The sequence below is a fragment of the Aminobacter niigataensis genome (assembly GCF_014200015.1).
In the GTDB taxonomy this organism is placed as follows: Bacteria; Pseudomonadota; Alphaproteobacteria; order Rhizobiales; family Rhizobiaceae; genus Aminobacter; species Aminobacter niigataensis.
In genome coordinates this window covers 77,391-100,789 of the sequence record NZ_JACHOT010000010.1, presented here as the reverse complement: position 1 = coordinate 100,789, position 23,399 = coordinate 77,391, and the positions used below count along the sequence as shown (strand labels likewise).

General features: G+C 63.7%; 24 protein-coding genes. 18 read left to right on the top strand and 6 right to left on the bottom strand.

The window, feature by feature from the left end:
- Positions 1-8 precede the first annotated feature (8 nt).
- The 7 genes from GGQ99_RS24450 to GGQ99_RS24420 all read left to right on the top strand — a co-directional run bounded on the left by GGQ99_RS24450 (position 9) and on the right by GGQ99_RS24420 (position 6,057).
- Entirely contained in the window at positions 9-1,367 is a 1,359-nt protein-coding gene (locus GGQ99_RS24450; protein WP_183264554.1) for an FAD-binding oxidoreductase, read from the top strand.
- A gap of 39 nt (positions 1,368-1,406) precedes the next feature.
- Positions 1,407-2,441 carry an ABC transporter substrate-binding protein gene (locus GGQ99_RS24445; RefSeq protein WP_246389727.1) on the top strand — a complete coding sequence of 345 codons (1,035 nt, stop codon included), beginning with the start codon at positions 1,407-1,409 and terminating at the stop codon, positions 2,439-2,441.
- A gap of 37 nt (positions 2,442-2,478) precedes the next feature.
- Positions 2,479-3,441: a PDR/VanB family oxidoreductase gene (locus GGQ99_RS24440; RefSeq protein ID WP_183264553.1), complete on the top strand. Its 963-nt coding sequence runs from the start codon at positions 2,479-2,481 to the stop codon at positions 3,439-3,441.
- Positions 3,442-3,444: 3 nt separating this feature from the next.
- The gene (locus tag GGQ99_RS24435) at positions 3,445-4,104 is read left to right on the top strand and encodes a TetR family transcriptional regulator C-terminal domain-containing protein (RefSeq protein WP_183264552.1); all 660 of its coding nucleotides are present in this window, start codon (positions 3,445-3,447) and stop codon (positions 4,102-4,104) included.
- A 60-nt stretch (positions 4,105-4,164) separates the two neighbouring features.
- The gene (locus GGQ99_RS24430) at positions 4,165-4,548 is read left to right on the top strand and encodes a carboxymuconolactone decarboxylase family protein (RefSeq protein ID WP_183264551.1); all 384 of its coding nucleotides are present in this window, start codon (positions 4,165-4,167) and stop codon (positions 4,546-4,548) included.
- Between the two features lie 106 nt (positions 4,549-4,654).
- Entirely contained in the window at positions 4,655-5,062 is a 408-nt protein-coding gene (locus GGQ99_RS24425; protein ID WP_183264550.1) for a RidA family protein, read from the top strand.
- A gap of 47 nt (positions 5,063-5,109) precedes the next feature.
- Positions 5,110-6,057: a D-2-hydroxyacid dehydrogenase family protein gene (locus GGQ99_RS24420; protein ID WP_343061777.1), complete on the top strand. Its 948-nt coding sequence runs from the start codon at positions 5,110-5,112 to the stop codon at positions 6,055-6,057.
- A 60-nt stretch (positions 6,058-6,117) separates the two neighbouring features.
- Here the strand turns inward: GGQ99_RS24420 and GGQ99_RS24415 are convergent, their stop codons facing one another.
- The 5 genes from GGQ99_RS24415 to GGQ99_RS24395 are packed head-to-tail and all read right to left on the bottom strand — an operon-like array spanning position 6,118 to position 10,669.
- Positions 6,118-7,248, bottom strand: a complete 1,131-nt coding sequence (locus tag GGQ99_RS24415; RefSeq protein ID WP_183264548.1) for a Gfo/Idh/MocA family protein — start codon at positions 7,246-7,248, stop codon at positions 6,118-6,120.
- Complete coding sequence (locus GGQ99_RS24410) at positions 7,245-8,321, bottom strand: Gfo/Idh/MocA family protein (RefSeq protein WP_183264547.1); 1,077 nt, start codon at positions 8,319-8,321, stop codon at positions 7,245-7,247. Before GGQ99_RS24410 ends, GGQ99_RS24415 begins: the two co-directional genes overlap by 4 nt.
- Before the next feature lie 40 nt (positions 8,322-8,361).
- Positions 8,362-9,171 (bottom strand): 3-methyl-2-oxobutanoate hydroxymethyltransferase, encoded by an 810-nt coding sequence (locus tag GGQ99_RS24405; protein WP_183264546.1) that lies wholly within the window; start codon positions 9,169-9,171, stop codon positions 8,362-8,364.
- A gap of 38 nt (positions 9,172-9,209) precedes the next feature.
- Complete coding sequence (locus GGQ99_RS24400; RefSeq protein ID WP_183264545.1) at positions 9,210-9,527, bottom strand: MocE family 2Fe-2S type ferredoxin; 318 nt, start codon at positions 9,525-9,527, stop codon at positions 9,210-9,212.
- A gap of 17 nt (positions 9,528-9,544) precedes the next feature.
- Complete coding sequence (locus GGQ99_RS24395; RefSeq protein WP_246389726.1) at positions 9,545-10,669, bottom strand: fatty acid desaturase family protein; 1,125 nt, start codon at positions 10,667-10,669, stop codon at positions 9,545-9,547.
- Positions 10,670-10,868: 199 nt separating this feature from the next.
- Here GGQ99_RS24395 and GGQ99_RS24390 point away from each other — a divergent pair, with 199 nt between their 5' ends.
- The 11 genes from GGQ99_RS24390 (at position 10,869) to GGQ99_RS24340 (ending at position 21,968) form a co-directional block, all read left to right on the top strand.
- Positions 10,869-11,864, top strand: coding sequence for a LacI family DNA-binding transcriptional regulator (locus GGQ99_RS24390; RefSeq protein WP_183264562.1), 996 nt, complete (start codon positions 10,869-10,871; stop codon positions 11,862-11,864).
- 47 nt (positions 11,865-11,911) lie between these two features.
- A complete protein-coding gene (locus GGQ99_RS24385; protein ID WP_183264544.1) occupies positions 11,912-12,979 on the top strand; it encodes a hypothetical protein in 1,068 nt (355 codons plus the stop codon).
- A gap of 359 nt (positions 12,980-13,338) precedes the next feature.
- Positions 13,339-14,286, top strand: coding sequence for a substrate-binding domain-containing protein (locus tag GGQ99_RS24380; protein ID WP_183264543.1), 948 nt, complete (start codon positions 13,339-13,341; stop codon positions 14,284-14,286).
- A gap of 179 nt (positions 14,287-14,465) precedes the next feature.
- A complete protein-coding gene (locus GGQ99_RS24375) occupies positions 14,466-15,452 on the top strand; it encodes an ABC transporter permease (protein ID WP_108606956.1) in 987 nt (328 codons plus the stop codon).
- A gap of 3 nt (positions 15,453-15,455) precedes the next feature.
- Positions 15,456-16,232, top strand: a complete 777-nt coding sequence (locus GGQ99_RS24370; RefSeq protein ID WP_183264542.1) for an ATP-binding cassette domain-containing protein — start codon at positions 15,456-15,458, stop codon at positions 16,230-16,232.
- Positions 16,233-16,257: 25 nt separating this feature from the next.
- A complete protein-coding gene (locus GGQ99_RS24365; RefSeq protein ID WP_183264541.1) occupies positions 16,258-17,289 on the top strand; it encodes a hydroxyacid dehydrogenase in 1,032 nt (343 codons plus the stop codon).
- 242 nt (positions 17,290-17,531) lie between these two features.
- On the top strand, positions 17,532-17,957 hold the full coding sequence (locus GGQ99_RS24360) for a PqqD family protein (protein WP_183264540.1): 426 nt from the start codon (positions 17,532-17,534) through the stop codon (positions 17,955-17,957).
- Between the two features lie 53 nt (positions 17,958-18,010).
- On the top strand, positions 18,011-19,060 hold the full coding sequence (locus tag GGQ99_RS24355) for a serine kinase (protein WP_183264539.1): 1,050 nt from the start codon (positions 18,011-18,013) through the stop codon (positions 19,058-19,060).
- The gene (locus GGQ99_RS24350; protein ID WP_183264538.1) at positions 19,057-19,809 is read left to right on the top strand and encodes a glycosyltransferase family 2 protein; all 753 of its coding nucleotides are present in this window, start codon (positions 19,057-19,059) and stop codon (positions 19,807-19,809) included. Before GGQ99_RS24355 ends, GGQ99_RS24350 begins: the two co-directional genes overlap by 4 nt.
- The gene (locus GGQ99_RS24345; protein ID WP_183264537.1) at positions 19,810-20,487 is read left to right on the top strand and encodes a glycosyltransferase; all 678 of its coding nucleotides are present in this window, start codon (positions 19,810-19,812) and stop codon (positions 20,485-20,487) included.
- Positions 20,487-21,968: a nucleotidyltransferase family protein gene (locus tag GGQ99_RS24340; protein WP_183264536.1), complete on the top strand. Its 1,482-nt coding sequence runs from the start codon at positions 20,487-20,489 to the stop codon at positions 21,966-21,968. The genes GGQ99_RS24345 and GGQ99_RS24340 overlap by 1 nt, the downstream gene beginning before the upstream one ends.
- A gap of 25 nt (positions 21,969-21,993) precedes the next feature.
- Here the strand turns inward: GGQ99_RS24340 and GGQ99_RS24335 are convergent, their stop codons facing one another.
- Positions 21,994-23,238, bottom strand: coding sequence for a TCR/Tet family MFS transporter (locus GGQ99_RS24335; protein WP_183264535.1), 1,245 nt, complete (start codon positions 23,236-23,238; stop codon positions 21,994-21,996).
- Positions 23,239-23,399: the final 161 nt, after the last annotated feature.

Sequence of the window (23,399 nt, the reverse complement as noted above, 5' to 3'; positions counted from 1 at the left end):
AAATTCTGATGATACATACCCAAGCATCCTTTGACCTCAAGGCGCTGCAGGCCGATCTCCCTGGCATCACCCAGTCCACGGACCCGCAGCAGCTCAGGCTCAAATCTCGTGACTTCTACTGGTACTCACCGATCCTGGACGCCCGTCTGAAGGACTGTCGCGCCGACGTCGTGCTGCAGCCTCGCGATGAAGCAGAGATCGTGGCGATCGCCGCTGCGGCGGCCCGCCATCAGGTACCGCTTACGCTGCGCGGCGGCGGCACCGGCAACTACGGCCAGAGCGTGCCGCTGGCCGGCGGTGCGGTCATCGACATGACGAAGCTCGACCGCATCATCGAGGTTGGCGACGGCTATGTCCGCGTCCAGGCCGGTTGCCGCATCTCGGTTATCCAGGAAGCGGTGGAGCAACACGGCCAGCAACTCATGATGTTTCCGTCGACGCAACGCATCGCGACGATCGGCGGCTTCATTGCCGGCGGCCTCGCCGGCATCGGGTCGATACGGCACGGGATCATTCAGGAATCGCACTTCGTCCGCTCCGTACGGGTGCTCACGGTCGAGGAGGAGCCACGTATCATCACGCTCGCCGGCGACGAGGTGGATGCGATTCTCCACGCATGGGGAACAAACGGCATCCTGCTGGAATTCGAACTCGGGCTGGTGGCTGCGGAAGACTGGATACACTGCATTACCCAGTTTGCGAGCTATGAGGATGTGCTCCGGTTCGGAAACGTCGTCCACGCCACCCCAGATCTGGATGTTTTCCAGTTGAGTGCGGTGGAGGGGCGTTTCGCTCCGTATTACGAGTCGCTCGGGTCCCATTTCGATGCGGCCCGCCATGCGATGTTCGGAGTCGTCAATCGGAGTCATCTTGAAGCGTTTCGTGCACTCGCCGCTTCGTTCGGTGGTGAAATCACTCTCGCCATGGACGAGGATGAACTTGAGCATGCGGAACTGCCTCCGATGCACGAATGCGCGTTCAATCACACGACGTTGCAAGTGCTCAAGAAGGATAGAGGCTGGACCTACCTGCAATTTGTGATGGCGCAGCCATTCGATCCGGAGCTCGTGACGCGCCAGATGGCACGCTACGGCGACGAGGTCCTGATGCACCATGAATTCACCAGGGTAGGGGGCGCCCCGCGGGTCTCTTGCTTGCCGCTCGTCCGTTACAGCTCGCAGGAGCGGCTTGCGGAACTGGCGCAGGAATTTGCCGCCGACGGCTGCCTGGTTCGCAATGCCCATGCCTTCACGCTTGAGGAGTGTGGCCGGGTCGCGGATCAGGAACAGATAGCCATGAAGGGCGTCGCCGATCCGCTGGATCTTTTGAACAGAGGAAAGTCGGCCACGATTGTCGGGCGGGAGTGACGGTCACAATCGGCTACAGCTACTTGGGAGGAAAACACCATGAATGGGATGATTGAAACTAAACTCAAGCGTATGGGCTTGGCTCTAGCCGCTCTGGCTGGAGGTCTGATCGGATCGGGCATGGCGGCCCATGCGCAAGACAAGGTCGGCTTCGCCACCAACTGGAAGGCTCAGGGCAGTCAGGGTGGGTTCTACCAGGCGATTGCCGACGGCACCTACAAGAAGTACGGCCTCGACGTCGAGATCGTGCAGGGGGGGCCGCAGGTCAACACCCGCGCGCTGTTGCCGGCCGGCAAGGTCGACTTCCTGTTGTCTCCGTCGCCTCAGAATGCGTTGGAAAACAACCGGGCAAAGATACCCACCACGATCGTGGCAGCCTTCTTCCAGAAGGACCCGCAGGCACTGATGGCACATCCGGGCCGGTACAAGGAACTCGGCGACATGAAGGCGGCTCCGATGGTGTTCATCGGCAAGCCGGCGCAGTTCACCTGGTGGCCATGGCTAAAGCTGAAGTTCGGCTTCAGCGACGACCAGGTGAAGCCATACAACTACACGCTGGCGCCGTTCCTGACCAAGCCGGATTCGGTGCAGCAAGCCTATGCCACCGCGGAAGCGCTTTACGTCGACACGTTCAAGCCCGACGTATTCATGCTCGCCGACTACGGCTGGACTGCCTACTCGAACATCATCGAGACGCGCAGTGAACTCATCCAGGACAACCCGGACCTGGTGCAGCGCTTCGTCGATGCCTCGATCATTGGATGGAACAACTACCTCTACGGCGACCGCAAGCAAGCCTATGCCCTGATCCGCGAAGACAATCCGGAGATGACTGAAGAGAAGCTTGAGGCGGAGGTCGCGGAAATCCAACGGCGAGGCCTCGCCGATACGGGCGACGCCGTAGACAAGGGCCTCGGAGCCATCGATCTCAAGCGCCTTGCCGGTTTTCACGACGAGATGGTGGAAGTCGGGCTCTACAAGCCTGGCGAGATCGACCTCAAGACCGCCGTCACGGATCAGTTCGTCAACAAGGGCGTCGGGCTCGAGGTGCGGAAGCAACTTGAGACCAAATAACGCCTGCAAGCATGCAAGTGCCTAGTACGAGGATAGAATGACAACTCCTTCCCGGCTCCAGGTCGTGGTCCAAGAGATCATCGACGAGACGCAAGACATTCGCAGCTTCGACCTGCGGGCAGCCGACGGCTATTGTCTGCCTGCATTCGATGCGGGAGCGCATGTCGACGTCTATGCGCCGGGAGGGTACGTTCGGCAATATTCGCTCTGCAACGATCCGACCGAGACCGGGCGGTATGTGATCGCCGTCAAACGGGAACCGAACGGGCGAGGCGGTTCAGCGGCGATGCATGACAGCGTCAAAGCTGGTGATCGGGTCGAGATCAGCACCCCGCGCAATCATTTCGCGTTGGAACCGGGCTCGGCTCGTGTTCTGCTTGTCGGCGGTGGCATCGGCATGACGCCGCTGATGGCCATGGCGGAAACCCTGCTTGCAAGGGGCATCGACTTCGATCTTGCGTTGTTCGCGCGTGGACGGGCTTTTCTGCCTTTTGCCGAACGCCTGGGGCGTCCCGAACTTGCGGCGCACATGCGGCTGCATTTCGACGCCGCTGACGAGCCTGAGAAGATCGACCTTGCCCAATTGCTGGGTGGAACTGCAGATGGTCGGCATCTCTATCTCTGCGGTCCGGACGGCTTCATGAAGGCAGTGCGGTCGCATGCTGCACACTGGCCTTCCGACCAGGTGCATGTCGAACATTTCGCGGCCAACAGAGAAGACGTGGCGGAAGGCGAGATCCGGCAATTTGCGGTAATTCTTGCGCAATCCGGCAAAGAATTAGTGGTGCCCTCCGACAAGAGCATCTTGGATGTCTTGCGCGTCCACGGTATTGATGTTCCGACCTCGTGCGAGGAAGGTGTATGTGGTACCTGCGTGACTAACTATTCAGATGGCGAGCCCGATCACCGTGACTTCTGCCTGAGCCCGCGTGAGCGTAAGAACAAACTTGCCCTGTGCTGCAGCCGTGCGTTCAGCTCCACTCTTCGCATCGAATTGTGATCCATGAAAACAGCTGATGCACCACGCACGCCGTACTCCGCTGCCAAGCGCAAGCAGGTGCTCGACGCAATCTATGATGCGGCCATCGTGGAATTCTCGCTCCATGGGCCGAAGGGAGCGTCGACCCAGGGGATCGCCGAGCGCGCCGGCATCTCCAAGCAGCATCTCCACTATTACATCGACAGCAAGGAAGCGCTTTATGCCGAGGTGATGCGCCGCGCCATCACCCGATGGGGCAAGGGCATCACGCTTGCGGGCAAGCACGCCGATCCCGTCGAGGCGATCTCGGCGCTTATCCGCAGCAAGCTCGACTTCGCGCTCGATTTTCCCCAGGAATCCCGGCTTCTGACAAATGACGTCCTGAGTGGCGGCACATTCATGGCGCCGCTGTGGAAACAGTGGACGGCGCGGCGCCGCAAGGCTGCGCTCGTCGTCGAGCGCTGGATCAGCACCGGCCTTATTCAGCCCCTCGACCCCATCCTGTTCATGTTTCATCTTTGGGCGCTGACGCAATATTACGCCGACTATGAATCGCAAGTTCGCGCGATCATGGGGGTCAAGGAGGGGCAACCCCTGGACCGCGAGCGCATCGTTGCCGAGGTGACGACTTTTGTGCTCCGTGGCTGCGGCCTGGATCCAGCCAGCGTGAAAAGCGAAGTCTGACGTTTATCGCCGACGCTGCGCCGCGCGAACGAACGCCATCAACATATCAAGGTAGAAAACGTGGACAACAAGCTGTTCGAACGCGGCGTGGCGAAGCGACGTGCGACACTCGGCGAAGATTATGTCGCTGCCAACCTCACCGAAGCCGATGAGTTCACGCGGCCCTTTCAGGAAGCGATGACTGCCTGGGCATGGGGCTTCGGCTGGAGCGATGACGCCATCGAAGTAAGAACCCGAAGCCTGATGAACCTCGCAATGATCGGTGCTCTTGGGCAGATGCACGAGTGGAAGATTCACTGCCGTGCCGCAATGAATGCGAACGGCGTGACGAAGGAACAGGTCAGGGCGGCCATTCATGTGGTTGCCATCTACTGCGGCGTTCCACGGGCGCTCGAGTGCTTTCGCGTGGCGCAGGAAGTGATGGCCGAGCAGGCTGCCAACTGAGCCGCGGGATTTCCTGAAACCAGCAGTCGAAACAGGTCGCTCGCACGTCCCCTTCGTTCGAGAGACAGGGAGATGCGGCTTCGCATCCAGTGATTTGAGGCATGAGATGAATGACACCAAAAGCGCGTTGAGGCACCTTTTGCCTCAATCGATCCAGCCCCCACTCGCGGCCTATAGCCATGGCGTCGCGGTGGCTGCCGATTGCGAACTGATCTTCTGTTCAGGGCAATTGGGGATATCGTCCGATGGCGAAATCTCGCCTGATGTCGCCGAGCAGGCAGAACGCTGCTTCGACAACATCCGCGTCATTCTCGCCGAAGGCGGAATGTCCCTGGCGGACGTCGTGCGGATCAACGCCTTCGTCACCGACAGGGCCTACATGAAACCGTACATGTCGGTGAGGGATCGGCTTTTTCCCGACCCGGCACCCGCATCGACCCTGATGATCGTCAGCGGATTTACCCGCGAGGAATTCAAGGTCGAGATCGAAGTCGTCGCGGCCCGTGCCCGCTGACGCATGACTAATAGCTCATTCCGGGTGGTCCTATGTTGAATTGCGTCGTGCTTGACGATTATCAGGATGCAGCGAGAAAATGCGCGGACTGGGACAGTCTTCAGGGCAAGGTCGAGCTGACTTTTAGTCATCTTCCGATGGATAGCGTCAATACGCTGGCGACGATCGCCGATGCCGACATCATTGTTGCGATGCGCGAGCGGACGCGTTTCGATGCAGGCCTTTTGTCGAAGCTGCCGCGGCTGAAGTTGCTGATCACGACGGGCATGGTCAATGCCGCAATCGACTTGGCGGCTGCGGCGCGACAGGGCATCACGGTTTGCGGCACTCGCAGCATTTCCACGCCGACGCCCGAACTCACCTGGGGTCTGCTTCTGGCGCTGGCCAGGCACATTCCGCAGGAACATCAGGCGATACGGACCAATGGCCATTGGCAGGGTACGGTTGGGGTCGATCTCGCAGGCAAGACCATCGGCATTGTCGGGCTGGGCCGCATCGGACAAGTGATTGCGCGCTATGCGAAGGCCTTCCAGCTGGAGCCATTGGCTTGGAGTCCCAACCTGACCAACGCCCGTTGTCTCGATGCCGGGGTCACCCTGGCCCCGTCTCTGGAGCATCTGCTGGAAACCGCCGATGTCGTCAGCCTGCATATGGTCCTCTCCGAGACCACAAGGCATATGATCGGTGCCAATGAGCTGCGAAAAATGAAACCCACAGCTTTGCTGATCAATACCTCGCGCGGTGGCCTCATAGATACCGAGGCACTGGTCGATGCACTCGATGCCGGGACCATCGGGGGGGCGGCACTCGATGTGTTCGATGCCGAGCCGTTGCCTGCTGATCACGCGCTCCGTCGATCAGATCGGCTGATCACGACGCCCCATATTGGCTATGTGTCTGAAAACAACTACCGCGTCTACTATGGGGACGCGCTCGAGAATATCGGCGCGTGGTTGGGTGGAGCGCCGCTTCGTGTGTTGGCTGGGCCTGTCTAAATACGCGACAGACGGTCTTGCGGGTCGATTGAAACCTTGGAACGAGGCGTTGGTCCGGGCTCAGCCCGGAGAACGTTTCGCCTCCTCCAAGCTGCGAACGGCGCTGGGCACGACCGGTGTGCCGCGATGCGTCGAGGCGATCGCGGCGAAGGTCAGCCCAAGGCTCCGCAGATTGGCCCGGGCGCCGTTGAGCGGCTCGCGGCCGTCTTCGATGGCCGACAGAAGCTCCCCCATCGTGCCGGCAAAGCCGTCGTTGAACCAGCTGCCTGCGAGCGCGGGCCGTGCCGTACCGGCCATGGTCGTCAATTCCACCGCCTGAATGCCGAGGTCGGGGCCGGTGCTCGACAGGCTGCCTCCAGTGCCGGCGATGTAGGTGCGGTCCTGCGGGCCGAAGGGCGTCGCCCCGTCGAAGCCCAGAGAAGCCTGCCCACCGTCGAATTCGACCAGCGCCTGTGCAAGAAGCGGAGGCCGTGCCTCCTGTCCGGCGGCGCGGGCGCGGGTCGCATAGACAGAGGTGGCGCGGTCGCCGATCAGGCTCACCAGGAAGTCGAACCAATGCACGCCGAAATCATAGAGCACGAGATCGTCGATCGCTTCGAAGGGCGTGCCCTTGATCCAGCCGTGGTTCCAGTGGATCGAGACGTGGCAGGAGACGAGGTCGCCGATCAGGCCGGTGCGAACCGCCTCGCGCATCCAGGCGAGATGTGGCGCCCAGCGGCCATTCTGGTTGACGGCGAGCTTCACGCCCTGTCGCTCCGCAAGGTCGGCAAGGCGTTCGCCGGTGTCGAGGTCGAGCACATAGGGTTTCTGCGACAGCACATGCTTGCCGGCGAGAAGCGCCCGCTCGATCATGCCTTCGCGCTCGGCCGGATGGGTGGTGATGTCCAGGACCTCGATGTCGTCGCGGACGAGAACTGCGGCAAGGTCGTCGGTGATCGCCGCATTGGGAAAGAACTCGTCGCGACGTTCGGCGGCCTTGGCCAGCGTGCGGTTGCAGATGACGGCTACGTCGAAACCGGCTTTGCGATAGGCATCGAGATGGGCGAAGGAAATGCCGCCGGCGCCGACGAGCGCGATACGCGGCGCATAGGTCCTCGGCCGGGGCGGGCGATAGGCGAGGTCGGGGGCCGCGACCAGCCTGGTTTCGGCGGCCTTTAGCGCATAGGCGTCTTCGCTTGGTGTCCCGCTCATGGCAGCAACTCGACGGTGCGCTTGAGTTCGGCCGAAAGGGCAGCACTGTCGGTGATCTGCTGGCCGATGCGCGACAGGGTCGGGGAGAGCGGGCCCGAGATCGGCTGATCCTTCGCCAGGCAATCCAGCACATATTCGATCGGCGCGCGACGACCGACGGGGAGCACGTCGACCGGGATCTGGTGCGCCTCGGGCCGCGTGCGGGTCTGCACCGTGACATGCGGCTCGTAGTCGTAGCTGGAAATGGTGCCGTCCCTGCCGACGATGACGAAGCCGCATTTCGGCTGCGGCTGCAGCGTCCATGGGTCGGTAAAGGTGCCCCAGCGCGTCTCGAACCTGGAGAGGCCACTGGCATAGCGGCAGACGGTGATGGAATGCTGGTCGACTTCGATGCCGGGGACCTGGTCCACGACCGAAGTGACCTCGACCGGCTTGTCGCCGTTGCGGAACCAGGTGGCCAGCGTGACGCCGTAGCCGAGATAGTCGCGCAGGCTGCCGCCGCCGGAAGCCTTCTTGTACCACCAGGACTGCGACTTGGCCGCCTCGACTTCTTCCGGCGTGACCTCGACCTTGTCGGCGAGGTGGTAGAGCGGTCCGCGGTTGCCATCGTAGTAATGGACTTCGATGACCTCGCCGATGGCGCCGTCATCAATCAGGTGCTTCGCCGTGTTGTGGCTGGGATACCAGGCGAGCGGCCAGTTGATCGCCATCTGGCGCCCGGTCGGCTTCATCGCCGCGATCATGCGGTCGGCATCGGCCAGCGATGACGCGAAGGGCTTTTCGACCAGCACATGCACCTTGTGGCGGGCGACGCGCTCGACATGGTCGGCGTGCTCGGCCGTTGCCGCACAGATGATCGCGAGATCCGGCTTTGTCGCCTCGAGGCAGGCGTCCAGGTCGGTGAAAACGCGGTTCGCCGGGATGGAAAAGTTGGCGATCGCGGCAGCCATGCGCTCGGGCTGCCTGTCGTAGATGCCGACGATCTCGGCATCGGGATGCTGATGCACCTCACGCAGCAGGTCGCCCATATGCATGTGATCGAAATTGATGCCGGCAACACGCCATCTGGCCATTTTGTCCTCCTCGTCGTTCCGCGGTCCTTCCCGATCTGCCCTAGACCAACGGCATCTTTTCCATCTCGGCCAGGAAACGATCCTGCTCTGCCGCGTCCATGCGGACAAGGTGGCTGGCAGCGGGGTAGGCGCCGCTCGAAACATCGGCTGCATATTCGCGGAAAGCGGCGATGCGCTCCTGCTGCAGGCGCTGATACTGTGAATGAAAGTCGCGATAGACCTTGGAATGCCTGGGATAGTGGCCGTCGTGCTCGCCGAGCACGTCAGTGGCGAACAGGTATTGCGCGTCGCAGCCGGCGCCTGCACCCATCGAGATCATCAGCAGGCTGGTGCGTTTTGAGATCGCCTCGGCAACCGCGGGCGGCACGACCTCGATCTCGGCGGCAAAGGCCCCGGCCTCTTCCAGCGCTTTTGTCTGCTGCCAGACCATTATCGCCGAATCACCGGTCTTGCCGACAGCCTTGAAGCCGCCGGTCCAGGTGCGGCGCGACGGGATCAGCCCGACATGGCCGACGACGGGGATGCCCTCGTCACGCAGGCGGCGGATGATCTTCAGGCTGGCGCCGCAATAGACGGCGTTGGCGCCGAGCTTGAGCAAGCGGAAGGCGACGCGGAGATAGTCCTCCTCGGTGATGTAGGCACCGGGCTCGAGGCCGCCGACGACGAAGGGAGTGGGGCAGACGGCACGGAAGCCTTCAAGCGACAGCACCTCCGGCGGCACCGACAGCATGTCGATGCCGGCGGCATTGGCGGCAGCTGCCTCGTCGAGCGATTCGACCCTGAGCTTGGTGAGCTGGCGCTTGCCCTTGAGCGCGAGCAGGTCGGCGACGGTGGGCTGGGAAGACTGCATTTTCATCTCTTGGCTGGCGTTCGGGCTTGCTTGAAAGGTCAGGCGATCTGGATCAGCACGCGGCCGTCCTCAACCTTGACCGGATAGGTGGCGATGTCGACGCAGACGGGGGCGCCCTTGGCCTTGCCCGTGGTGAAGTCGAAGCGGCCGTTGTGCTTGGGGCATTCGATGATGTTGCCCATCACCAGCCCGCCGGAGAGATGCACTTTCTCATGGGTGCACAGGCCGTCGGTGGCGAAAAAGCGATCGTCCTCGGTGCGGTAGAGGGCAAAGGTGCGGCCGTCGTGATCGAAGCGGATCACGTCGTCCTGGTCGATATCGTCTGTGTCGCAGGCGTTGATCCACTGTTCCGGCATGATGGGTCTCCGACGGCCTATTCGGCCGGATTGATGATGGCGCCGTGGTTGTAGGGCACCGGCGTCTTGCCGTCGGGTAGGCGCCTGATGACGTGGAAGGCGGGCTCGCGCACCTGGCGCAGGATGGTCGGGATGATCTCGCGATAGGCGGCGATGGTGCTGGGGTAAGGCTCGGGGCAATCGTCCTTGATGGCCTCATGCAGCCTGGGCAGCGCGTGATAGGGCACCATTGGGAACATGTGGTGCTCCACATGGTAGTTCATGTTCCAGTAGAGGAAGCGGAACAGCGGGTTCATGTAGATGGTGCGGGTGTTGAGCCGGTGGTCGAGCACGTCCTCGGCGAGGCCGGCATGCTGGGTTAGGCCGAAATAGATGGTCATGAAGCCGCCGTAGAGGCTGGGCAGTCCGACCAGCATGGCGGGCAGGATGCTGCCCATCCAGACGCAGGCCACAATCACGGCGGCGAAGATCGCGAGATAGATGCGCGCCACCAGATAGACTTTCCAGCGCTCCATTTCCGGAATGAAGGTGGCCTCGTCCGGCTTGAGGCGGCCGGAGGCATGGATGAACAGCGACTTCAGCGTCATCAGGCTGCTCTTCAGGGCGAAGATGTTGAGCAGCAGGGCGACGACATCAGGCGGGCGCGGCACGGCGATCTCGGGGTCGCGGCCGACGATGATGGTGTCCGTGTGATGGCGGGTGTGGCTCCAGCGCCAGACGGTCGGCTCGCGCAGGATCATGAAGCTGGCGACGTAATAGAGCACGTCGTTCATCCAGCGGGTCTTGAAGGCGGTGCCGTGGCCGGCTTCATGCCAGCGGCTGTCGCTCGACGAGCCGTAGAGCACGCCATAGACCAGGAAGAAGGGGACGGCCCACCAGCTGCCCCAGAAATGGATGCCGCCGGCGGCGGACAGGACAAGCGCTGCTACCCAGATGGCGGTGTCGCGCAGGGCGGGGCCGTCGCTGCGCTTCATCAGCTCCTTCAGCTGCTTGCGCGGGATAGGGCAGGAGTACCATTCGGCGGCGGCGATGCCGTTGGCCTCGGCGAGCGCCGCGTCGCGGCCGATCAGGCTGTAGTCTCTGGGTGTCGGTGTCATGGTCGGCAGCATTTCAAAATCAGAAGCATCATAATGATGTTTCATTTTGATGCTATCGGCAGAAATTGCGCTGCGTCAAGCCTTGGCCGAGGCAAATGCAGATTGGAACCAGTGGGAAACCCGCGCTTCCACTAAAAAAGCATCATTTTGATATCAGGTTGACGTTGACCGGCCGAAATGGCCGCCATAGTTTGCGGCTGTTGCAATGCCGGAGAGGGGTTCCGTGGCCAGTTCGCGACCGAAGATGGATGAAATCGCGAGGCTGGCCGGCGTCTCGAAGGCGACGGTCGACCGGGTGATGAACAACCGTGCCGGGGTGCAGGATCACACCCGCAAGCATGTGCTGGCGATTGCCGCCAACCTGGCTGGCGAGCCGGCGCCGTCGGCATCGGGCACGGTTTGCCTCGATTTCGTGCTGCCCGGCGGCAGCAACGCCTTCATGGCAGATCTGGTCAGCCAGATCGAGCGCCGCGCGGAGCTGCGCGGCGATGTCGATGTCGTCATCCATCGGGTGGCCGGCGTCGACCCGGAGCAGACGGCGGCCGCGCTCGGCGGTCTGCGGGCCAATTGCCAGGGCGTCGGGCTGATCGGGCTGGACAGCCCGTCGGTGCGCGAGGCGGTGCGGCGGCTGATTGCGTCAAGCGTTCCCGTGCTGACGCTGGTGTCCGATATCAGTCATGTCGGGCGCATGAATTACGTCGGCATCGACAACCGGGCGGCGGGCCGCTTGGCCGGCTATCTGATCGGCCGCTTCCTGCCGGGCGCCGCGGGCAAGGTGGCGCTGCTTGCCGGCGCGCTTGCCTATCGCGGCCATGAGGAACGCGAGATGGGCTTCCGCCACGTGCTGTCGGAGAGTTTCCCCAGGCTCGACGTGGTTGCCGTGCGCGAGGTGCACGAGGACCCCGACAGGGCGCATGACGAGGTGCGGGCGCTGCTCGAGGAGCACGACGATCTGCTTGCCATCTATTGCATCGGCGCCGGCCAGGACGGCGTGGCGCGGGCGCTGACGGAAACGGGGCGTGACAAGTCGGTGATCTTCATCGGTCACGACTTGACCGACCAGACCCGGCACTATCTGCTGAGTGGGGTCATGGACGCGGCGATAGACCAGAATGCCCAGGTCGAGGCGCGCGAGGCGATTGACCGGCTGGTGCGCGCGGTGCGCGACGAGCCGAACATTCCGACGACGACCATCCGAATCCAGTCGGTGTTCCGGGAAAATATTCCGAGCGAGGTCTGAGCAAGTCGCCGGATATTGCGTAATCTCAGGGCCATAGGACTTTCCAGATGGATGTGATCTCGGCCGACGGCATCTCGTTGCGCTTCAACCGCGAGGGCGGGGTGATCGACGATCTGGCGATCGAATCTGGCGGCCAGACGATCCGGCCGCTGCATCGCGCGCCGTGGCTGGACAGCGGCGAGACGCTGCCCGACGGCGTGGCTCCTGTGGAGCAGCGGCTGGCCGGCGATTTCTTCTGTGCGCCGTTCGCGCGAAGCGAGCCCGGCGTGCCGATCCATGGCTGGTCGGCCAATGGCGACTGGGAAGGTGGCGAGCAATCGGCCACGGCCGGCGGTGGCGTCAGCTCGGTCTACAGGCTCGCGCAGCAAGTCTCGGGCGCGCGGCTTGAAAAGGCGATTGCCCTGCGGCCCGGCGAGCCGGTGGTCTACCAGGCCCATGTCTTCGAGGGCGGGGCCGGCAGGCTGCCGGTGGCGCATCATGCCATGGTGCGTGTGCCCGGCGGTGCGCGGCTGAGCTTTTCACCCAAGTCCGGCGGACGGACGATGGCGTGGCCGCCGGAAACGGATCCGGCGCGGGGGCGCTCGATCCTTTCTTATCCGCAATCCTTCACTGATCTTTCCGCCGTCCGTCGCGACGATGGGGCGATGGCGGATCTCGGCCGCTATCCGTTCGACCATGGGCACGAGGACATCGTGGTGCTGTCGGAGCAGCCGGGACGCCGCATCGGCTGGTCGGCTGCTCTGGCCGCCGAGGACGGGTTCCTGTTCTTTGCGCTGAAGGATGCCAGCGTCTTACCGCAGACGGTGCTGTGGATGAGCAATGGCGGGCGCCGCTATGCGCCCTGGAACAGCCGCCACATCGCGGTGCTCGGCATCGAGGAAGCGGCAACCGGCATCCATCTGCAGCCCGGCGAGCATATGCCGGACGGCGTCGCCACCGACATCGAGCTTGGCGGCGGGCGCAAGGTCGTTCGCTATGCCTTTGGTGCAGTTCCAGCACCGGTCGGTTGGAGCGAAGTCACCGACATCGAGGTGTCGGGCGATGAGCTGACCCTTGTCGACCGCAGCGGCGCGCGCCTGTCGCTGCCATTCGATGGCGGCTTCTTCGCCGGCTGAGCTGCGGCTCACCATTCGTGCTTCTTCGGTGATGATCATGCCTCAAAATGAGGCGTGTCTGCGCATCTGTGCGCCGCTTCCCCTGGCTGCAACCTGAGTTTCCCAAGCTGGGTCGCCAATTCGCTGGTCTGGCGGGATTCGCGCTTGACTCGTATCTGCCGTTACGCCACTTTTCGAGCATCAAAATGATCCTGAAAAAGCATCATTTTGAGCATTCACCGTGCGGGAGGAATTGCACGGTGGCTGGAGGGCCAATCCATCGACGATAGCGCGCGCGTCCGGTTGCCGGGCGTTGCTCTGCATACGTCGGATTGAAAAGCGGAGCGGGGGCATCCCGCCCGGATGAGGAGGAGAAAACCGTGCTGAAAAGGACAATAGCCGTCATCTCGGCGGCGCTGGTGGCGACCAGCCTCGGGATGGCCACGACCGCCTATGCGCAGGCCAAGAAGACGTATTACTGGGTGTCGCATGGCTCGCCGGCCGATCCGGTGTGGACCTATTTCCTGGCTGGCGCCAAGCAATGGGCCGACGACACCGGCAACACCGTCAACACGTCGTTCCACAATGGCGACGTGCCGGCGCACCAGGAAGCCATTCGCGCCGCCATCGCGGCCAAGGCATCCGGTATCGTGACCTCGAGCCCGGATCCGGGCAGCCTGGTCAAGGTGGCCGAGGAGGCCCGCGCCGCGGGCATTCCGATCATCAACATGAACACGCCAGATCCGACCGCCAACTTCAACGCCTATGTCGGCGGCAACAACGTCGCCTTCGGCAAGGGCTGGGCGCAGTACCTGGTCGACAAGAAGCTGGTGAAGGAAGGCGATTTCGTCTGGATGCCGGTCGAGGTTCCCGGCGCCACCTATGGCGTGCAGGAAGAAGAGGGCATCTCAAGCGTCTTCAAGCCGCTGAACATCACCTGGGAAGTCACCGACGCCACGCTCGACCAGGCGGAGATCATCACCCGCATGGCCGATTACCTGACCGCCAACAAGGCCAAGGTTAAGGCGATCATCGGTCTCGGCGACCTCGTCACCGGCTCGATCAAGCGCGTCTTCGACCAGGCCGGCGTCAAGCCGGGCGAGATCCCGGTTGTCGGCTGGGGCAACTCGCGCGACACCACCCAGGAAGTGCTGGAAGGCTATGTGAACGCCGCCCAGTGGCAGGATCCGCAGGCGACCAGCTACATGGCGCTGTCGATGGCGGCGATGGCTGCCAGCAAGATCCCGCCCGGCTTCGACATCATCGTCGGCTCACTCTACGAGAAGGACCGGGCGCAGCTCTACGACGACATCCTGGCCGGCAAATAAGCCTGCCAAAGCCTCCGGTCCGGACACTCCGGGCCGGAGAATCTCCGCCGGCGCCGTTTCATATTCGACGCAACGGCCAGCTGCAGGTTCGGTCGCTGTCGCTTACCGGGTGCTCGCATCCATAACCGCGGCGGCGAGGCCATTCCACCTGACGACCAACGTCTTTTCACGGATCAGTCATGGACAATCGATCATTTGTGCAGCGCTTCATCGCGAAGCCTGAATTCGGGCCATTGGTCCTGCTCATCCTGGAAATCGCGATCTTCTGGTCGATCAATCCGGACTTCCTGTCGCCGCTGAACATCTCCAACACGCTCGCCTTCACCGTCGAGCTCGGCCTTATCGCGCTGGCCATGACGCTGCTGATGACTTCGGGCGAATTCGACCTGTCCGTCGGCTCGGTGTTCGGCCTGTCGGCGGTGGTGATGTGGACGGTGTTCAACACCGGCCTTGCGCCGCTGCCCGTGGCCTTCCTGATCGCCATCGGCCTTGCCATGCTGATCGGCTTCGTCAACGGCTGGTTCGTCACCCGGCTCGCCATCCCGTCCTTCCTGGTGACGCTAGGCATGCTTCTGATCGCGCGCGGCTCGGCGCTCTACATCACCGACGGTTTCCCGCAGCGCACCTGGAACGCCGAGGACCAGTGGCTGGCGCAAGTCCTGGTCGGCGAGTTCTACGTCGGCGGCTTCCGCGTCTACATGTCCCTGCTGTGGTTCGTGCTGTTTGCCTTCCTCGCCCATTACGTGCTGACCCAGACCAAGGCGGGCAACTGGATTCAGGCCTCGGGCGGCAATCCCAACGCGGCGCGGGCGCGCGGCGTCAATGTCCGGCGTACCAAGGTGTTGCTGTTCATGACCTCGTCGGCGATGGCGGCCTTTGCCGGCATCATCAGCTCGATTCGCACCTCGGCTGCCAACCCCAACAGCGGCACGAGCTATGAACTGGAAGTGATCGCCATGGTGGTCATCGGCGGCACGGTGCTGACCGGGGGGCGTGGCACCATCATCGGCACCGTGATCGGCATCTTCATCCTGCGCATCATGCGCAACGGCATCGTCATGGTCGGCGTGCCCGGCCTCGCCTACAACATCTTCATCGGCGCGATCATCCTCGCCATGATGGCGCTGCACTCCTGGCTCGAACGCCGACACAATGCGGGTACCTGAGCGATGATCCAAGAACTCGTCCGGATGCAGAACATCAACAAGTACTATGGGCGCATCCATGCGCTCCGGGACGTCTCGCTCACGGTCAATACCCATGAGGTCGTCGGCCTGCTCGGCGACAACGGCGCCGGCAAGTCGACGCTGATCAAGGTGCTGTCTGGCGCGGTGCCGATGACCAGCGGCCAGATCTACGTCAAGGGCAAGGAGGTGCAGATGAAGAGCACCACCGACGCCATAGCCAACGGCATCGAGACCATCTACCAGGACTCGGCGCTGGTGCCGCAACTGTCGATCGCCCGCAACCTGTTCCTCGGGCGCGAGCCGGTCAAAGGCGCGCGCCTGTTCAACAGGCTCGACCACGATGCGATGAACGAGGTGGCGCGGACCTTGCTCAAGCGCGTCGGCATCACCAAGGACATCCCGCCGACCACGCCCATCGGGGCGCTGTCGGGCGGCGAACGCCAGGCGGTCGCCATCGCACGCGCCATGCACTTCGAAAGCAACCTGATCATCCTCGACGAGCCGACTAACAATCTCGGCGTCGCCGAGACGCAAGGCGTACTGCGCTTCGTGCGCGAGGTGCGCGATACCGGCCATTCCTGCATCTTCATCGCCCACAACATCCACCACGTCTTCCAGGTGGTCGACCGCATCGTTGTCATGCGCGGCGGCAAGATCGTTGCCGACAACATCGATCCGAAGAAATCGACCATCGAGGAGGTCGAGCGGGTGATCACCGGCGAGCACCTGATCGAGGCGCTGGGCCTCGACCACGGCTGACGACGGCAGGACATCGGGGGCGGATATGGTCAAGCCACGCAAGCCACTGGTGCTGAGTTCGCCGGCGCCGCGCACGCTGGAGCTGATCTTTGTGCCCGAGGCGCTGGCGAGGCTACGCGATGAGAATGAGGTACTGGAAGTCGAGCCCGAGGGCATCGCCGGGATTGCTTCCGATGTGCTCGGACGCGTGCGCTATTTGATCGGACAGCCGGCGCTGTCGCCGGACACTGTCGCGGCGATGGCGTCGCTGCGCTGCATATTCAACGTCGAGGGCAACCTGCTCGACAACATGCCCTACGAGCACCTGTTCGCGCGTGGCGTGCATGTGGTGACGACCAGCCAGGTCTTCGCCGAGCCGGTGGCCGAGATCGGACTAGGGCTGGCGCTGGACCTTGCCCGCGGCATCACCGACGCCGACCTCGCCTTCCGCGAGGGCCGTGAGCTTTGGGGCGCCGAGGGCAACGCTTCGGCGCGGCTGCTTTCCGGCGCCGACATCGGCTTCATAGGCTTCGGCGATCTCGGCAAGGCGCTGAACCGACTGCTCCAAGGCTTTCGCGCCCGCGTCAGGGCCTTCGACCCGTGGCTGCCGCCATCGGTACTCAGGGAGAACGGTGTAGAGCCGGCGTCGCTCCACGAGGTGCTCTTGGGCAGCGACTTCGTCTTTGTCGTCGCCTCGGTGACAAGCGAGAATCAGGGCTTTCTCGATGCAAGATCGTTTGCCAGCATGCGTAAGGGGGCGGCGCTGATCCTGCTCAGCCGTGCTGGAGTTGTCGATTTCGACGCGCTGATGGATGCTGTCCGAAGCGGCCATATCCTGGCTGCCAGCGATGTCTTTCCCGAGGAGCCGCCGGCGAAGGACCATCCCGTTCGGTCCCTGCCCGGGTTCCTGCGTTCCGCCCACCGTGCCGGTGCGCTGGACATCGCCTTCAAGCGCATGGGCGACATGGTGCTGGAGGACATGGCCCTGATGGATCGCGGCCTGCCGCCAATGCGCTGCAAGCGTGCCGAGCGCGAAACGGTCTCGCGCATGCGCTCGAAGCCGGTCGAGCGAAACTGAGCGGCAGCGCGTATTGGGTTGAACGCGGTCGAACAATCCCGCAAAGAGACGCTGTGCCATCAACGCCTTCGGAACGTCTGCTCCGCAGGCACTAAAAAATACTACCAATAACAATCTAGAGGCGAGTATTGCGCCAATGGATGCAACCGGATATACGGCGCCACCTGGATGCAGGTTGCTTATATAAGCGCTTGCTTGATAAGCACTGCATCTCAGAGGTAACCTAGGGGTAGGTGTGGGTAATGGGGTTTTCGTCGATTTACGCGGTCTCGGGCAGCGACATCGTCTATGAGACGTTCGATGGCGATGCGGTCGTTCTCGATCTCGCCAGCGGCCGGTATTTCGGCTTCTCGGACAGCGGCAGCTGTGTGTGGGAGGCGCTGATTGCGCATGTTTCGCCGGCAAGCCTCGTTGGCCGGGATTGCGGCAGCGGCGTGATCGCAGCAGACGATCTCGATGCCTTCATCGCCAGGCTCGGCGAATATGGGCTGCTTTCGCCCGCGGCTGAGGTTGCGCCCACGGCCCTTTCGCCCGAGCTGGCTGCGCGCCTGGCTGCGGCACGTGACGGCCTCAAGATCGACATGCACGACGAGCTTGCAGACCTGGTCATGGTCGACCCGATCCACGATGTCGACGAGCCCGCCGGCTGGCCGGCGGTCAGGCAGTAGGTGCGGCTGCCGGCAGTCGTACTTTTTCTCTCCAGTCAACTCATTGGGCACAGATGCAACGGGTAACCCTTGATGGCCTTGCCGACTATGCGCGCGAGGTTCTGGCCGCATGCGAGGCCGGCGCCGGGAACTTTCCCCTGCAAAGCCGCGTCGAGCTGCCGGGGTTGTCGATCGACGTGTACTCCGATCATGGCGAGCTGGCGGCGGCGCTCGGCCATGGCATGGCAACGGCGAACGATGCCGGACGCCGGCGGCCGGCTCGCATCTTCCTCGCGCATCCCGGAATAGGCTCGGTGCCGACGCCGGCCCAGTGGGGCGAGGCGTTGTTCAACCCGCAAGCGTTCTCTGAGAGGCTCGAGGCCGATGGGTTGCGCGGACACTATTTCCACGACCTGCGCTACTGGCAGTTCTACGACGTCGAGAAGCGATTGGGCGTCCAACTCATGCTTTCCGCCGACGGCTGCCCGCCATGGGAGTTCGGTGCGCCGTTGCGGTGTTTTCTCCACTGGGAATATGCGGCGCGCGGCATGCGGCTGACCCATGCCGGAACGCTCGGCGCTGGCGGCAGGGGCGTGCTTGTGGCCGGGGCAGGCGGGGCGGGCAAGTCCGGTACGGTTGCGGCCGGTTTGCTTGCGGGGCTGGAAAGCGTCGGTGACGACTATGTGCTGGTCGAGTTCGACGGCGATCGTTCGGTGGCGCGTCCGCTGTTCACCACGCTGAAGCAGGACCATACGGGTTTCGACCGGCTGGGACTTGCCAGTCGGCTGCCCGACCCGGGCCCGCTCAACTGGCAAGGCAAATACCAGTTCAGGGTCCAGGACCTGTCCCCGGGCGGCGTGGCCGAAAAACTCGACATCGTCGCCCTGATGGTGCCGCGGATCTCGAGCGAGGCAAAAAGCGCAATCACGCCGATCTCGCGCAGGGACGCGCTGATGGCGCTGGCGCCCTCGGGGATCGCGCAGATGCCGGGCGAACGGGAGAGCGGCTTCCGGTTCTTCGGTGAGCTGACACGACGCCTGCCGTGCTTCCGCTTGGCGTTGGGCAGGCGCGGCGAGGAAATCGCGGAGACGATCGCTGCGTTCCTGGATGGGGGAAAGCCATGAAGCTGGGCATCGTCGTGCCTGTCTACAATCGCGAGAGATATGTCGGCTCGGCGCTTCGCTCGGTGTTGCGCCAGCGCGATGCCGCGGACCTCGACATCATCGTCATCGACGACGGCTCGACGGACGGTACTGCGGACGTCATCCGCGCCTTCATCGGGGACGGGGCGCCGATCCGCCTGTTTTCACAACCGAACGCCGGTGTGACCAAGGCGCGAAACGCGGGCTTGCGGCAGCTCTGTGATGACACCGAGTTCGTTTCCTTCCTCGATTCCGACGACATTTCGCCAGCCGGCCGTTTCGCTGCCGACCTCGCATATTTCAAGGCCGACCCGGTTCTCGAACTGACCTATTCCTACATGCGCATGGTCGACCTGGTCGACGAAGAGGCCCTGGAGCCCGCCGAAGGTTGTGACGAACGTGTCTTTCGCGGGATACATCTTTCGGCAGGAATCTACGCGAGGGGCCTGGTCGATCGGATCGGGCCTTTTGACGAAGAACTGGCTCAGTCGGAGGATACCGATTTCCTGTTTCGCGTGTTCGAGCAGCACGCTCGCCATGTCTTTCCAGACACGATCGCGCTTTACTATCGCCAGCATCCGGACAGCCTGATGGCCAACCGAGCGGAGGTGCGGCGCCAGTTCCTGCGCGCTTGCCACAAGTCCATCGTGCGTCGCCGCCGCGACCCGTCGCTCGGCAGCTTTCAGGATCTGATCAAGGTCGACGAGCGTGGATTGGGCAGGGGGCGCTAGGTGGCCAAGTACAGCGTCGTCATTCCCGCTTACAATGCGGCCCGGACCATCGCCGAGACGCTGCGCTCGGTTGCGGCGCAGAGCCTCGCTCCGGCCGAGATCATCGTCGTCGACGACGGCTCGACGGACGAGACCGAGGCCGCCACCCGGCAGTCGGGCGTCGGCATCCGCTATGTCAGGCAGGACAATGCCGGTCCGGGCAGCGCAACGACCAGAGGTTTTGCGCTGACATCGCATCCCCACATCGCCACGGTGGATGCCGACGACCTGTGGCTGCCCGAAAAGATCGAGCGGCAGTTCCGCAGGCTGGAGGAGATGCCGCAACTGGCCGCCGTCTTCACGCTCTGGCGGACGTTCAGGCATGGCGAAGCCGATACCGGCACTGGCCAGGTCGTTCCCGGCTGGTCGCGCACCACGATGCTGGTTCGCCGCGATGTGGCGCTCGCCGTCGGGCCAGTGATCGACCCACCAGGCAACCGTGGCGAGATGATCGACTGGTTGGGCCGCGCCCGCGAGGACGGCCATCAGTTCGGCATGATCGACGAGGTGCTTTCGCTGCGGCGGATACTGCCGGGCAGCATGTCCTATGGCCGCGATCCCGAGCGCGACCGCGGCTATCTCGAAGTGGCGAGGATGGCCATGCTGCGGCGCAAGCTCAAGAACTCCGGGCAGGGCTGATGGCATCCGCATCCCGCCGCATCAGCCGGCGCTTCCCCTGTTATGGCTGGGCATGGCCGACCAACGGGCTCGACCAGTTGCTCAAGGCCGTGCTGCTGCCGGACCAGCAGGCAGCGCAGGCCCAAGCGCTGCGCTGGCTCGATGCCAACGACATCGACGCTGTCGAGTTTCGCGAGCATCGGCTGCTTGCAGCCATCGCCGACCGTTTCGGCAAGGCGCTGGCCGCGCATCCCGCCTATCCACGTCTTGCCGGGCTGCAGAAGATGCTGTGGACCAAGTCGCGGCTCGCCATGCGCCAAGCCGAGCCTGCGCTGAAGGGCATCATCGACGGCGGTGCGCCGATCATGCTGCTCAAGGGCGCCAGCCGCATCGCGGTCGATCCGGCGGCGCAGCGTGGCCGCGTCGCCCACGACATCGACATATTGGTGCGGCCGCAGCACATGGCAGTTGCCTTCGATGTGCTGCGGCATGGCGACTGGCATGTGTCGACAGGCGTCAGTCCGCAATATCTCAAGCCGCGGCTGGGCGCCGTGCGCTCGATGAATTTCTTCAAGGGCAGTTATGGCGACATCGACCTGCACCAGGTCGCCTATGACTGGTCGCAGGCCGATGCGGCTGACGATGAGGCGATCTGGCAGCGCGCCTTGCCGGCGACCTTTTCCGGCCTTGGCGTGCTGGTGCCTTCGGCTGCCGACCGTGTCGCGTTGGCGATCGGCCATGGCGGTCTCGATGCCCATGTCCACAGCGACTGGCTGGTCGACAGTGCGACAGCGATCGGCGCCGGCGCGTTCGATTGGGAGGTGTTCTGCGAAATCGTCGACCGGCGCCGCCTGGCGGTGCCGGCAGCGGTGGCGCTGACCTATCTCGCAGCGGAAATGTCCGCGCCGGTGCCTTCCGGCGCGCTGGAACGGATTGTCGCGCTGGCCGACCGCGCCGGAGCATCCCGCATCGGCTCGCTGCTCCAGGCCAAGCCGCGAACCGATTTCAAGGGGCTGACGTGGCTTTCGCGCGGGGTAGCCAAGCAGTTGCGGATGCGCAAGAAGCGGGCGCTTCGCGAGCGTGAACTGCCTGACGTCCAGTGGCATGGCCGTCGCGCCGCCGAGACGGGCGATGCCGGGGCAGGCGTCCCGACGCTGTCGCAGCCGGTGCCGATGCCGCCGACGATTGGCGGTGGCGCGCAGGCGGAGATCGAAATCGTCGTGCGCATGGACGTGCCGCCGGTGCGCCGGCGCATCGAGATGGAGCTCAATGGCGGCGAACGGCATTTCGCGCGACTGCGCTATCGCAAGCTCGGCAAGTCGGGAGGCCGGCTGACATTGCGGTTTCGCGGTGTCATCCAGCCCGACCCAGCCCTTGGCGCGTTGACGCTCGCGGCGCGTCCGTCGCGTCAGTTCCGCGAGTGGGAGCACGAGCAGACCGTTGCCACCTATGGCGCGGTGCCGTTCGAGATCGTTTCGGTGAAGGTCTCGCCGGCGCGCTGAGGCCAGGCGGCAGGCCAATGCACTCTCAGACCGTCTCTTCCGCCGCGTCGGCGCGGTCGGCCTTGCGGGCGACCGCCCAGCCGAGCAATGCCGCCGACAGCAGCACGACTGCGGCGAGGTAGAAGGCGAGGCCGGGGTAGGGCATCGGCGTATCTTCGCTCAGCGTCCAGGCATATACCGCGCCGAAGAACAGCGGCGAGGCGACGCCGGCGATGCTGGCCACGCTCATATTGGCGCCCTGCAACTGGCCCTGCTCGAACTCGGAAACACGCTGGGTCATCAGCGACTGCGTCGTCGGCATGGCGAGGCCCCACAAGGCGTTGGGGATGATCGCCAGCGTGAACCAGAAGCCGGTCGGCGCCCAGCCCATGCAGGCGATGCCGAAGGCGCCGGCAAACAGGCCGAACACCATCGTTGTGCGGTCGCCGAAGCGCTTGACCACCGGGCCGACGATCAGCCCCTGCACGATCATGTCGAGCACGCCGACCATCGCCAGCAGCAGGCCCACTTCCCAGGCATGCCAGCCGTACCGGTAGGCGGCATAGAGCACGAACACCGCCGAGAAGACATGATGGGCGAAATGCAGCAGGAAGGTCACCGCGGCGAGACCGGTCAGTTCCGGGTGCGAACGCAGCAGCATCATCGCGCCGAACGGATTGGCGCGGCGCCAGGAAAAGGCCATGCGCTTTTCGCGCGGCAGCGATTCTGGCAAGACGAAGGCGCCATAGAGGAAGGCAAGTCCGCTCATCGCCGCCGCCACCCAGAACGGCGCGCGCGGCGAGATCTCGCCGAGGAAACCGCCCATCAGCGGCCCGGCAACGAAACCTGCGCTGAAGGCAGCACCGATCAGGCCATAGGCGCGGGCGCGGCCCTCGGGCGGGGTGATGTCTGCCATGTAGGCGAAGACGGTGGTGAAGCTCGACGAGGTGATGCCGGCGACGATGCGGCCAAGCGCCAGCCACCACAGGTTCGGCGCCAGCGCCATTAGCACGTAGTCGGCGGCGAGGCCGACGGTCGACAGCAGGATGACGGGGCGGCGGCCGTAACGATCCGACAGCGAGCCGATGATCGGCGAGCAGACGAACTGCATGAAGGCCCAGAGCGCGATGAAGACGCCATTGATCCAGCCGGCGTCGGCGTTGGAGCCGGCGAACTCCTCGATCAGTGAGGGCAGTACCGGGATGATGATGCCCATCGCCACGATGTCGAGCACGGCGGTGACGAAGATGAAGGCGATCGCCGCCTGGCGACGCGAACCTGTGATGGACATAATGGTGGCCTCGATGGACGAGCCTTATAAAACAACGTGGCGTGCGATCCACCCATGTCCGGCCACATTACCAAAACCTACTGACATTGTGGCACGAGCGGTCAAGCAGTGACCCAAGCCTTCCCGCACGGGGACAGCCAGCCTACAAATGCGGTCGGAAT

Coding starts and splice junctions, on each gene's coding strand:
- GGQ99_RS24410 (WP_183264547.1), bottom strand. CDS start 8,321: ATGGCCAGATGGCGTGTTGCCGGCATCAATTTCGATCACATGCATATG.
- GGQ99_RS24445 (WP_246389727.1), top strand. CDS start 1,407: ATGAATGGGATGATTGAAACTAAACTCAAGCGTATGGGCTTGGCTCTA.
- GGQ99_RS24425 (WP_183264550.1), top strand. CDS start 4,655: ATGAATGACACCAAAAGCGCGTTGAGGCACCTTTTGCCTCAATCGATC.
- GGQ99_RS24365 (WP_183264541.1), top strand. CDS start 16,258: ATGGTCAAGCCACGCAAGCCACTGGTGCTGAGTTCGCCGGCGCCGCGC.
- GGQ99_RS24395 (WP_246389726.1), bottom strand. CDS start 10,669: ATGAAACATCATTATGATGCTTCTGATTTTGAAATGCTGCCGACCATG.
- GGQ99_RS24400 (WP_183264545.1), bottom strand. CDS start 9,527: ATGCCGGAACAGTGGATCAACGCCTGCGACACAGACGATATCGACCAG.
- GGQ99_RS24435 (WP_183264552.1), top strand. CDS start 3,445: ATGAAAACAGCTGATGCACCACGCACGCCGTACTCCGCTGCCAAGCGC.
- GGQ99_RS24440 (WP_183264553.1), top strand. CDS start 2,479: ATGACAACTCCTTCCCGGCTCCAGGTCGTGGTCCAAGAGATCATCGAC.
- GGQ99_RS24375 (WP_108606956.1), top strand. CDS start 14,466: ATGGACAATCGATCATTTGTGCAGCGCTTCATCGCGAAGCCTGAATTC.
- GGQ99_RS24450 (WP_183264554.1), top strand. CDS start 9: ATGATACATACCCAAGCATCCTTTGACCTCAAGGCGCTGCAGGCCGAT.
- GGQ99_RS24340 (WP_183264536.1), top strand. CDS start 20,487: ATGGCATCCGCATCCCGCCGCATCAGCCGGCGCTTCCCCTGTTATGGC.
- GGQ99_RS24355 (WP_183264539.1), top strand. CDS start 18,011: ATGCAACGGGTAACCCTTGATGGCCTTGCCGACTATGCGCGCGAGGTT.
- GGQ99_RS24370 (WP_183264542.1), top strand. CDS start 15,456: ATGATCCAAGAACTCGTCCGGATGCAGAACATCAACAAGTACTATGGG.
- GGQ99_RS24385 (WP_183264544.1), top strand. CDS start 11,912: ATGGATGTGATCTCGGCCGACGGCATCTCGTTGCGCTTCAACCGCGAG.
- GGQ99_RS24390 (WP_183264562.1), top strand. CDS start 10,869: ATGGATGAAATCGCGAGGCTGGCCGGCGTCTCGAAGGCGACGGTCGAC.
- GGQ99_RS24335 (WP_183264535.1), bottom strand. CDS start 23,238: ATGTCCATCACAGGTTCGCGTCGCCAGGCGGCGATCGCCTTCATCTTC.
- GGQ99_RS24350 (WP_183264538.1), top strand. CDS start 19,057: ATGAAGCTGGGCATCGTCGTGCCTGTCTACAATCGCGAGAGATATGTC.
- GGQ99_RS24405 (WP_183264546.1), bottom strand. CDS start 9,171: ATGCAGTCTTCCCAGCCCACCGTCGCCGACCTGCTCGCGCTCAAGGGC.
- GGQ99_RS24360 (WP_183264540.1), top strand. CDS start 17,532: ATGGGGTTTTCGTCGATTTACGCGGTCTCGGGCAGCGACATCGTCTAT.
- GGQ99_RS24415 (WP_183264548.1), bottom strand. CDS start 7,248: ATGAGCGGGACACCAAGCGAAGACGCCTATGCGCTAAAGGCCGCCGAA.